At 38.5% G+C, this 10,716-nt stretch carries 8 protein-coding genes, 1 tRNA gene and 1 pseudogene; 8 read left to right on the top strand and 2 right to left on the bottom strand.

Annotated elements, in window-relative coordinates:
* Positions 1-107: 107 nt before the first annotated feature.
* The 3 genes and pseudogenes from Sarmat_RS04475 to secA all read left to right on the top strand — a co-directional run.
* Positions 108-509: pseudogene (locus tag Sarmat_RS04475) on the top strand (transposase); the annotation flags it as partial.
* Positions 510-530: 21 nt separating this feature from the next.
* Positions 531-689 carry a hypothetical protein gene (locus Sarmat_RS04470; RefSeq protein ID WP_202149620.1) on the top strand — a complete coding sequence of 53 codons (159 nt, stop codon included), beginning with the start codon at positions 531-533 and terminating at the stop codon, positions 687-689.
* A 101-nt stretch (positions 690-790) separates the two neighbouring features.
* The gene (gene secA / locus Sarmat_RS04465; protein WP_202149619.1) at positions 791-3,511 is read left to right on the top strand and encodes a preprotein translocase subunit SecA; all 2,721 of its coding nucleotides are present in this window, start codon (positions 791-793) and stop codon (positions 3,509-3,511) included.
* A 105-nt stretch (positions 3,512-3,616) separates the two neighbouring features.
* Here secA and Sarmat_RS04460 read toward each other — a convergent pair whose 3' ends face one another.
* Positions 3,617-3,739 carry an IS630 transposase-related protein gene (locus tag Sarmat_RS04460; RefSeq protein WP_202149213.1) on the bottom strand — a complete coding sequence of 41 codons (123 nt, stop codon included), beginning with the start codon at positions 3,737-3,739 and terminating at the stop codon, positions 3,617-3,619.
* Between the two features lie 77 nt (positions 3,740-3,816).
* Positions 3,817-4,344 carry a disulfide bond formation protein B gene (locus tag Sarmat_RS04455; RefSeq protein ID WP_202149618.1) on the bottom strand — a complete coding sequence of 176 codons (528 nt, stop codon included), beginning with the start codon at positions 4,342-4,344 and terminating at the stop codon, positions 3,817-3,819.
* 396 nt (positions 4,345-4,740) lie between these two features.
* Here Sarmat_RS04455 and Sarmat_RS04450 point away from each other — a divergent pair.
* From Sarmat_RS04450 to Sarmat_RS07385, 5 genes are all read left to right on the top strand, one after another.
* A tRNA-Thr gene (locus Sarmat_RS04450) sits at positions 4,741-4,815 on the top strand.
* 330 nt (positions 4,816-5,145) lie between these two features.
* Positions 5,146-6,177, top strand: coding sequence for an FtsH protease activity modulator HflK (gene hflK / locus Sarmat_RS04445; protein ID WP_202149617.1), 1,032 nt, complete (start codon positions 5,146-5,148; stop codon positions 6,175-6,177).
* 49 nt (positions 6,178-6,226) lie between these two features.
* Entirely contained in the window at positions 6,227-7,105 is an 879-nt protein-coding gene (hflC, locus tag Sarmat_RS04440; RefSeq protein WP_244127143.1) for a protease modulator HflC, read from the top strand.
* Between the two features lie 223 nt (positions 7,106-7,328).
* Entirely contained in the window at positions 7,329-9,143 is a 1,815-nt protein-coding gene (locus Sarmat_RS04435; protein WP_202149616.1) for a Do family serine endopeptidase, read from the top strand.
* Positions 9,144-9,392: 249 nt separating this feature from the next.
* Positions 9,393-9,527 carry a helix-turn-helix domain-containing protein gene (locus Sarmat_RS07385; protein WP_202149615.1) on the top strand — a complete coding sequence of 45 codons (135 nt, stop codon included), beginning with the start codon at positions 9,393-9,395 and terminating at the stop codon, positions 9,525-9,527.
* Positions 9,528-10,716 lie beyond the last annotated feature (1,189 nt).

The following is a 10,716-nucleotide window of genomic DNA, read 5'->3' as shown; positions in this document are numbered from 1 at the left end:
GGCAACTGTGGCGACGCTGTCGATGCGCAAGTCCTCACGTACTTCATGTACGCTGCGGCTCTGTGCTTCGTATACTCCTCGCATTTGCTCTTAATTGAGCGAGTTTCGAAAGAGGTCTATTAAAAACCCAAGTTGTTGTCAATAAGAAGATGAAACAAGTAATATGCACTGCTTTTGCAAATGGTAAACGGCATGATTTTAGGCTATTCAAAGAGTCGAGAACAAAGATAAATTCTGATATAAAGGTCATTACTGACACTGGATATCAAGGCATACAAAAGCTGCATAGCAAGTCTGAATTGCCAAGAAAGAAGACTAAGAAAAACCCGTTAACAAAAGAGGATAAGGAGAAGAATCAAGAGCTTGCCAGTGAAAGGGCGGTAAATGAAAATGTTATCGGTATGCTCAAACGATTTAAAATCATCTCTGACAAATATAGAAACAGACGAAAAAGGTTTTGCCTCAGATTCAATTTGATTGCAGTTATTTATAACATGGAGCTAGTATAAATGAGTTTCGAAAGAGGTCTAATGTCATATTTTCATTTAATTGCTTCTAGATCAATTTTTCTTTTTGAACCACCTCGTCTTTGCAAGATAGATACCGATAAAAAAGAGCAAGAAGAAGCCAGTTTTGATAAACTCTGCGAAGCTATTGTCGCGTTCTTCTGTTTCTCTATTTTAACCTAAATTACTATAAGTTAACAAGAACCTTTGCAGAAAAGGTTGTACTATTGCTCTTGGATTGATTTAATACTAAACTAACTCAATATTTATTTTCATCTTAAAACATGCTTAGCTTTCTCTCCAAACTATTAGGCACATCTAATGACAAACTCTTGAAGCAACTAAGAGTGCATCTTCAGGCTATTAATCATCTACAAGATGCATATAGCTCATATTCCAACCAGGAACTCGCCTCCAAAACAAACGAATTCAGAGAAAAGCTATCTCAGGGGGCAGGCTTAGATGACATACTGCATCATGCATTTGCAACGGTAAGAGAAGCATCTAGGAGGGCCACTGGATTGTTTCATTTTGATGAACAGATTTTGGGCGGTCTAGCGCTGCATAATGGCATGATAGCTCAAATGAATACTGGTGAGGGCAAAACTTTAGTAGCTCCATTAAACGCCTATTTAGAAAGCCTGACGGGTCATGGCGTACACGTTGTAACCGTAAACGACTATCTAGTAGCGCGCGATGCGGCTTGGATAGGACAAATCTATCGATCTCTGCACGTTTCCCTAGGGGCGGTGATAAGCGGTATGAACGATCAGGAAAAAAAGCATGCGTATGCTTGCGATGTCACATACGTCACTAATAATGAATTAGGCTTTGACTACCTGCGTGATAATATGAAATATCATGAACTGTCTAAGGTGCTACGCCCCTTTCATTGCGCAATTATTGATGAAATCGACTCAATTTTAATTGACGAGTCTAGAACTCCACTGATTATCTCTGGCCCAGTGAATCAAAATCTAGATCTCTATCTAGTGATGGATAAAATTATGAGAGAGCTGTCTAGCGATGGATACGAACTAGATGAAAAAAATAATCAAGTAATCTTCACAGATCATGGCATTACTTTTCTTGAAAATGCACTACGTCGTTTTGATTTAATCACTCCAACAGGGAATCTATATGAATACGACAACTTATATCTTGTGCATCATGCGAACCAAGCTTTAAAAGCTAAATGCTTGTTTAAAAAAGATGTGCATTATTTAATCAAGGATAATAAATTATTAATTATTGATGAGTTTAGTGGGCGCGTGATGGACGGCAGAAGATATTCCGACGGTCTGCATCAGGCGCTAGAAGCAAAGGAACGCTTGCCAATTCAGAATGAAAACCAAACGCTGGCATCTATCACCTTTCAAAACTACTTTAGGATGTATCCAAAGCTCTGTGGTATGACAGGTACTGCGCAAACAGATCAAGTAGAATTTAGAGATATATATAATCTAGGAGTTGCTGTAATCCCGCCACACAATCCAAAACAGAGAATTGATCACGACGATGCCATATATAGCACAGTTGCAGATAAATATAGCGCTATTCTCAAACTGGTCACGGCATGCCATGCCAAACAGCAACCTGTATTAATTGGCACCATTAGCATAGAGAAGTCTGAAGAAATAGCGGCCTTGCTACAAAAAGAAGGATTAAAATTTAATATTCTCAACGCCAAGTTTCATCAACAGGAAGCTTACATCATAGCCCAAGCTGGTAGGGCGGGCGCAATTACCATCGCCACCAATATGGCTGGTAGAGGTACAGACATCATCTTGGGGGGTAATCCAGAGATGTTGCTGCAAACCATGAATATTGCGCCTGAGGAGAGCCAAATCGTGCTTGAGCGCTTGCGTGAACAGAGTAGGCGGGAAAAGGAGGTGGTGCTAGCGGCTGGAGGCTTGTTTGTAATAGGTACAGAAAGGCATGATAACCGCAGGGTAGATAACCAGCTGCGCGGTAGATCAGGAAGACAGGGAGACCCAGGCGAAACAAAGTTCTTTCTCTCTCTGGAAGATGATTTGATGAGGATTTTTGCTTCAGAGCGCACCGCTAGCATTCTAAGAGCGATAGGACTGCGAGATGGAGAGGCTATAGGCCATCCAATGATTAGCAAAACTTTGGCAAAAGCTCAACTCAAAGTGGAGGCTATGCACTATGAAGTGCGCAAGAACTTAATTAGATTCGATGATGTAATTAACCACCAAAGAAGCATAGTATATGAACAGCGAAATCGTATTATATCAGCCGCAAGCTTAATTGACGATTTATACTCTCTCACGCACGATCAAGTAGAAGCAGTAGTGCTGCGCTTTATACCTAGCGGCTCCCTGCGCGAACACTGGGATTTGCGTGGCTTGGTGCATGAAGTGGCTATGTCTTTTAATGTAATTATTAATCAAAAAGACTTAGAGAAAGGCGATGTGACTGAAGTAGAGATAGTGAGTAGTGTATACAACCTCATTCTCAACTTATATCAACAGAAACGGGAATTATACACAGAACAGCATTTTCATGAGGCATTGCGCTATATTTTCTTAACTAGCTTGGACCAAACATGGAAAGACCATTTATATAGTCTGGATAACCTCAGGCAGGGCATTTCTCTTAGAGCGTACGCGCAGAAAGATCCATTAAATGAGTATAAGAAAGATTCGTTTGAATTGTTTAGTAACATGCTAGACAGGCTGCACTTCACGCTCGTTCAAGGCGCTTGTCATTTCCATATAGATCAAAACACTATTGCTACCAAGGTGATTGATTTGAAAGAGAATACGCTAGACGGGGTCTTTTATACTAGGGAGGAACCTAACAATAATAAATATAACAAGGGTTTTAATTTAGTTACTAAAGCCAAGAAGAATTTATATATCGCGCCAGAGCTGAGGTCGCCAGAAGACCCTGCTACTTGGGGTAAAATTGGGAGGAATGAGCCTTGCCCTTGTGAATCAGGAAAAAAATATAAATATTGTCATGGCAAAGACCAATGTTAGAGTTATGCAGGAGGTATATTGCTTTTGTCCTTGAATTTCTTAAATATAACCAAGAGCAAATTAATAATCTAGTCCTAACTCTTTGTCGTAAAGGACTATAGTAATTTAGGTTGAATTAGGTATTTTAAATAATTTAGATGCTTGGTCATAACTATTCCCAGCTTCTAAATATTCTACTACTTTTTCTCTTAAATCATTGCTATAGCTTTTTGTCATTTTTCCTTTCATTATAACGAAAAATTATATCTAATTCAACCTAAATTACTATAGTGCATTCCTGAAGGATTAGATCTATAGCGAGCAGCCTAATTGGACGTAGCGTTCTTTTTATATGATGCATTTACCACACTGCACACTACAAAACATATTACGAAATTACACATTAGGTTAATTTCGCTCAAAGAGAAAAAGAGAATTTTAAAAGAATTCTGCGCACAATCTGGCCTAAAATCCTGTTGCATTACACTCTCTATAGAGCCTTCCAATGACATTGCCGAATAGTCTATACTGCTGATGCAGAACGATGAGATAGTGCCATGCTCAATCAATACGTGAATGATACCAAGAAAGCAAGAGAGTATTAGCACCGCCACCTCTAGTAAGAGCGCATACAGTCTGCACTTTCCTTGTTTTAATATCAATGCTAATAGCGATGTGCAGAGCAATATTGTGCAAGGAATTCTTTCGAGTATACAAAGTTGGCAAGGGTTGAGATTTGCTACCCGCTCTAGTAAAAAAACAAAAAGTAATGCGCTAGTGCAAAAAGCAGCAATGCAGAAATGGATTAGACGGAAGTTATTTACAGACAGACGCTGAATTATTTGATGGTACATACAGCCTTTAACATCTTATGGTATCATCTTAAATTAAAACATTAGAAGGGACGGGAAACTAGATGTAAGTGATTACATGTATTTCAAAATACATATAAATAAAAAATAATAAAAAGTTTTATGTGATATTTATATCTCATAGTGAGAAAATTATCTATGAATAGCCGAAATCTACATCGATTTTACATTATCCTCTCTTGCGCGCACTTGCAAGGCGTGATATATTTGTTTTCGTTACGTTGTTAGGCTTCTTTCTAAGCTCTCCACAGGTGATGCAATTTGCAGAAGACGCTGGGTATAAAATCAGTACGGTAGTGTACGTGAAGATTTGAGTCGTAGTTGATGCGCAAATGTACTGTTTGTTAGTAGTTTTAGGGACGTATGTCTTAATAAAAAGCCAGATTAGCTCAGTGGTAGAGCATCCGCCTTGTAAGCGGCAGGTCATCAGTTCGAATCCGATATCTGGCACCACTTTCTAGGTTGTTTGCCTATGTTTCTTTTGTCTTTAGGTTTCTTATCTGCTTTTAGCATGGGGTAGGTTAAGAAAGCTTACTTGCTGTAAATCCTTCTGTTGCTGTATTTCGTCTAATATTTGCCTTCTGCTCGCCTTTTTCTTTTGCAGTTTTATTCTTTACTTAGTGGTGTCTTGCAAAGTGCCAGGATGTCTGGCATATTATTTGTTTGTTTACATCTCGCAAGTTCGTTTGTTTTTATGATTATATCACATCAACTTTGACGGGTGTTTTTCTGTATTTTCTAACATCGACTGTTTAACAATGGCAAATTCTTCTAATATTATTTATGTTAAATTTTAGCTTTAAATCTCCTTGGGATGATGGGGATAATGTGAAGAATGATGATTTTTTTAAGAAATTTAATCAGAAATCATTTTTCTCCAAACATCCTAAGTTTCCCTTTCAATTAAACAATTGTATTCTTTTTATCGTGGCAGGGATTGTTTTTGCAATGTGGTGCTTCTCTGGTTTTTACCAGGTGCGTGAGGGTGAAGAAGCTGTGGTAACACGCTTTGGCAGGGCTGTGAGAAAAAGTACGCCTGGCTTGAATTACCACTTGCCTTTTCCAATAGAAGTGGTATTGATAGAGCAGGTAAATAAATCTCGTAGGACAGAAATTGGATATCGTTCTTCTATAGACAATGGCAGCAGAAACCCTAAGTTAACGCAAGAAAGTACCATGTTGACAGGGGATGAAAATATTGTGGAATTAAACTGCGATGTGATTTGGCATATTTCTGATTTAGAGGCTTATTTGTTTAACTTAGCTAATCCAGAAGATGTGGTAAAAAGCACAACGCAAAGCGTGATTAGAGAAGTGATAGCTTGCACTTCTATTTCCGCCATTCTGTCGGATAGGAAGCAAGAGATTAGCGAGCAGATACAGGAACTTACTCAATCTATTTTAAACGAATATCATGTTGGTGTGCATGTAGATAAAATTCAACTACTTAGAGCCGAGCCTCCAGCGGAGGTGATTGATGCATACAGAGATGTGCAAACTGCAAAGGCAGACAAGGAAAAAGAAATTAACCAAGCTCATGCTTACAGCAACAATGTGCTGCCGCGCAGTAGGGGTGAGGCCGCTAAATTGCTAGAGGAGGCTCAAGCTTATAAACAAGAGATCACTGATAAGGCAAAGGGGGATGTGGCTAGATATAAGGCTGTATATAGCGAGTATGTGCTTAACAAGCAAGTTACTAGAGATCGATTATATTTGGGCGTGATGGAAAAAATTCTTGCTGCCGGGCAGAAGGTAGTTACTAATAGTGTATTGCCTCACATGCCGCTTGGACCCGAGTATAAAAATGCAAATTAATAATATAGATAAGCTATGTGTGTGTAGCTGCAAGTAAGGAGAGGGAGTGATGTTTAGCGTTATACAGAAGAAAATGATAATTGGGCTGTCTATTTTTTTATGCATGCTATTATCTTTAGGTGGGCTATGCGTGATTGTAAACCAGAGGGAAAACGCCATGATTCTTCAGTTTGGTGAAGCGGTAAGAACTATACTCACGCCCGGTTTGCATTTTAAAGTGCCGTTTATACAGAGTGTTGAATTTTTTGATAAACGCCTTTTAAGTGTAGATGTTGATGCAAAAGAATTAACGGCTGCTGATGGCAAGAGAATTATTATCGATGCTTTTGTACGATTTAAAATCATTGATCCCGTTTTGTTCTATAGAACTATGCGTAATGAGCATGGCTTAAAAATTAGGGTCAATAGGCTATGTGAATCTTCTATGCGTAAAGTGATAGGTACAGCTAACTTAAGCGCGTTGCTAACAGACCAAAGGTCCGACATCATGCATAGAATCAAAGTGAGTATTGAGGGTGAGCTAGTATCGTTTGGTGTGCAAGTGGTAGATGTGAGAATTTTAAGAGCCGATTTGCCTAAAGAAAATAGTGCAGCTATATATAGTAGAATGCAAACTGATAGGGAAAAAGAGGCTAAACAGATTAGGGCGGAGGGTTATGAAGAGGCCGCGAAAATTCAATCTCGCGCAGACAAGGAGAGTAAAATTATTTCTTCGCAAGCTCTACTCGAGGCACAAAATCTCAAGGCTCAAGCAGATAAGGAGGCGGCGCAAATTTATAATGTTGCTTATGGCAGCGACCCAGAGTTTTATCAGTTTTATCAGTCTTTGTTAGTATATGAGGCATTGTCTCATAATACTTTTTTTGTTTTGCAGCCTGGCTCTGAGTTCTTAAAGCATTTGAAGTTATATGATTCTCGAAAAATGTAGTAGGATTTTCGTATAGCGCGCACATCAACTATTGAGGTTGGCATAGCTAATATCATTCTAGTTTTAAACGGAACTATTAAAAAAAGTATAGTAAATAGATTGCATATTTTAATTTTTAATTATGATCAGACACAAGGTGATTAGACACGTGGCCACGCAGCGGCAATTTGTTTGGCAAAAATATTTACGAAATTTGTTCGTATTATTTGCATCAGCTACTTTTATGTTATGCAATGTCTCCGTTGCGTCTCAAGGGCAGAACGCTAAATCCTCTTCTAAAAAATCTTTTCAACTTGATGTAAAAAAAAATAAAAATAAGAAATGTACTCCTATTAACCGTGCAGCCGTGGCTAAAGCTAGCAGCGCTAATAATAATGTTAGTGCATCCGATGCAGAGAAGGTTGTAGCTGGTGTCGAGGCTAAATCTCATGATGCGTCTAGTCAGGATGCTCAGCCTAAATCTCCTGATGCATCTAAGCAAGATGTGCAGGGTGGCGATGGCCCAACGCTGACTGCAGATTCCAAGAAGACTGTTGAAGAAGGCAAGAAGTTTTGGCCATGGGCTGGGCGTGGCGCGCAAGATAGCTTAAAGGCGCGAGGTGGGCAAGTGCCGGCAAGTTTTGCTGATATAGTGCAGCCTCTCATTCCTGCTGTAGTGAATGTATATACGGTGCGTTATAACAAAAATTCTACTCATAATAACCATCTACCAGGCTTTCCGTTTGAAGAGTTTAATGAGCTACTAGAGCAGTTCAATATGCGCGGTTTTAATTTTGATAATTACTCTAACCCTAAAGCTACCGCTGTTGGTTCTGGTTTTATCATCGAGCCGGGCGATTTGCTCGTCACGAATCATCATGTTATTGAGGGTGGGGACGAAATATATATTAAGTTAGTGGATGGCACTGAAATTCCAGTGAAGTTATTAGGTAGCGATAAGAGAAGTGATTTAGCATTATTAAAAATTGAGACAAAACAGCCTCTGGCGTTCGTCAAATTTGGTGATTCAACCAAGATGCGAGTGGGGGACTGGACTATTGCCATTGGTAATCCATTTGGTTTAGGTGGCACCGTTACCACCGGTATTATTTCATCAAAAAATCGCGATATCGAGATGACTGATACTGGCAATATTATAGACGATTTCATTCAAACAGATGCGGCTATTAATCGCGGCAATTCTGGAGGGCCGTTGTTTAATTTAGATGGAGAGGTGATAGGTGTGAATTGCGCTATTCTTTCCCCATCTGGCACTAATGTTGGTATTGGTTTTGCTATTCCGTCAGAAAGAGCTCAGAACATCATTGCGCAGCTTAAGAAGAATGGGAAGGTAGATCGTGGTAGATTAGATATTACTATACAGGAGGTAACTAAGGAGATCGCGCAAAGCTTGAATCTAGGTGAGTCATGCGGGGTGCTGGTAACCGATGTGAAAGAAGGGGGAGTGGGCGCTAAGGCAGGTTTGGAAATGGGCGATGTGATTTTAGAATTTAATGATCAGCGCGTGGATAACATTAGAAAATTGCATATTTTAGTAGCAGATGCCCCTATTGGAAAGGAGGTGAAGATTGTTGTTTTGCGTAATGGTAAAAAACAGTCTCTAAAAGCTAAAATTATTGACTCCTCCGTTACGCCACAGAATGGTGCGGCTACGAATAAAGCTGAGCAAAAAAGCGCTGCGAATGAGATAGAATATTATGGCATAACTTTTGCTGCCGCTGCGCAAGGAGGGCGTGCGCAGGGGTCTGGTATGCAGCAAGGGCCTGCGCAAGGGACGGAGCCAGGTGCGCAGGGGCAAGATATTCAAAATTCTCAAGATGAAGGCGTGTATATTGCTAAATTACATAAATACTATCGTAATGCTGGATTATTAGTAGGCGATATGGTGGTGTTGATAAATCAGAGGAGGATTAATAGCTTGCAGGATGTGCAGGAGGCGTTTGCTCAAACCCAAGATAGGCAGGATATGCTGCTATTGGTGAGGAGGAATAATATTAATTTATTTATTTCTGTGCCAGTTTTTCGGGAGAAAAAATGATTGTAGATTATGCGCGGAATTCTATTGCTTGAGTCATAGAGCGAATGTTAGATTAGACCTTTTGTGAACTCCGCTCCCGATGGGATAGCTAAAACAGTATAAAAAGAGGATGGCAATAAGAAAAGATATAGTCAGTTAACTTGAATTAGGGATAATATGTGGTATGCGCAAATGAAAAAATAAGTACAAAGGCATTTATAGTAAATTAAGTTGAAATTTGAGTATATGATGCGATAAAATAAAAAGAAAATGCCATCATCCTATAGTCAAGATTTTCGTAAAAAAGTAATGAATTATGTAAATAAAGACAATAGCTGTAATAGAGCTGCATTAAAATTCGAGATATCACCAAATACAGTAAGGAATTGGGGTCGCAAGATATAAAACCGAGGGTAATTATTTATCTAAAAAAGTTGGTGGCAAGAAAGGATTTTAATATGAGTGCAGCAGACGCACATTATTGGTTAAAAAACTGTGATATATAAAAAAAGATTTTAATGTAGAAGCTTATGAAGAAAAGCGTGAGCAATATAAACAAAGAATAGGGGGTACTAACTCAAGGTCTTGTGTATATAGATGATAAGCGGTATTGATATGAGTATTTGCAAAAACAGAGGTTGGGGGAAGATATTTGGCAAAAAGAGTGGGAAATACTGTAGTAATTTAGATTGAATTAGGTATTTTAAAGAAATAAGAAATAGCCTCATATAATTGATCAAATTCAGTAATTTGATTTTTAATCCATCGTTTCATATTAGCCCAAAATTTCCCTATTGGATTCAGAATCAGTCACGTAAAATATTGAAATATAAAGAAGAATTGTCTATAATTACAACTTGGCCGGACTTTAATTCCTTAATTCATTCTCCACACAGCTTTCAAATAATAGTGTATCGCATGGACCATTAAATACCCATAGGTGCTATTGATTTATCCTGCTATAATATTCGTTCTTTCGTAATGTTCGCCACTCTTTTGCTAACTAGTTTCTCGCCTTTCTTTCCCCATCCCTGATCCTTGCATATCGTCATCTCGATACCGCTCTCATCAATACATATCTATACTTTCAATAGATATATCTTTTATTTTTTTCTTAGTAATCTTGGCGTCTTTTTTCGCTATCTTCCAAGTAGGAAAAGTCTTTTTTTATAGCTAAAGCTCATTTAATTTAACGTAGTTTTCAAGTGCTTCTAGGTCAATTTTTCTTTTTGAACCACCTCGTTTCTTTGCAAGATAATTTCCTTCTTTTTTATATTTTCGGCTTAGTACCGGACAGTTAGGTAAAAAAGTAGTAGCGTAAAGGTAGAAAAGCAGTTAAACATATACATTTTTAACGCTAATTAAGGATGTTTATGTTCTACAATACCACTTTACGCCAAATGTTATCAAAACATTTTCGATGGAATAAATCAAGAGTCGAATTATTGGTGATGATAATTTTACCACTTTTTAAGAACCAGTCACGCAAAACATTTAACTAACCTATTCAGCATAATTTTTGTGAAAGCTAATTGAACAAAAGCCTTAGCGGATGAAGGGGAAATCTCATAATCCTTGGACAATCTTCTGAAAT

The organism is Candidatus Sarmatiella mevalonica (assembly GCF_016751895.1).
Taxonomy (GTDB): domain Bacteria; phylum Pseudomonadota; class Alphaproteobacteria; order Rickettsiales; family Rickettsiaceae; genus Sarmatiella; species Sarmatiella mevalonica.
This window is presented reverse-complemented; position numbering and strand designations above follow the sequence as displayed.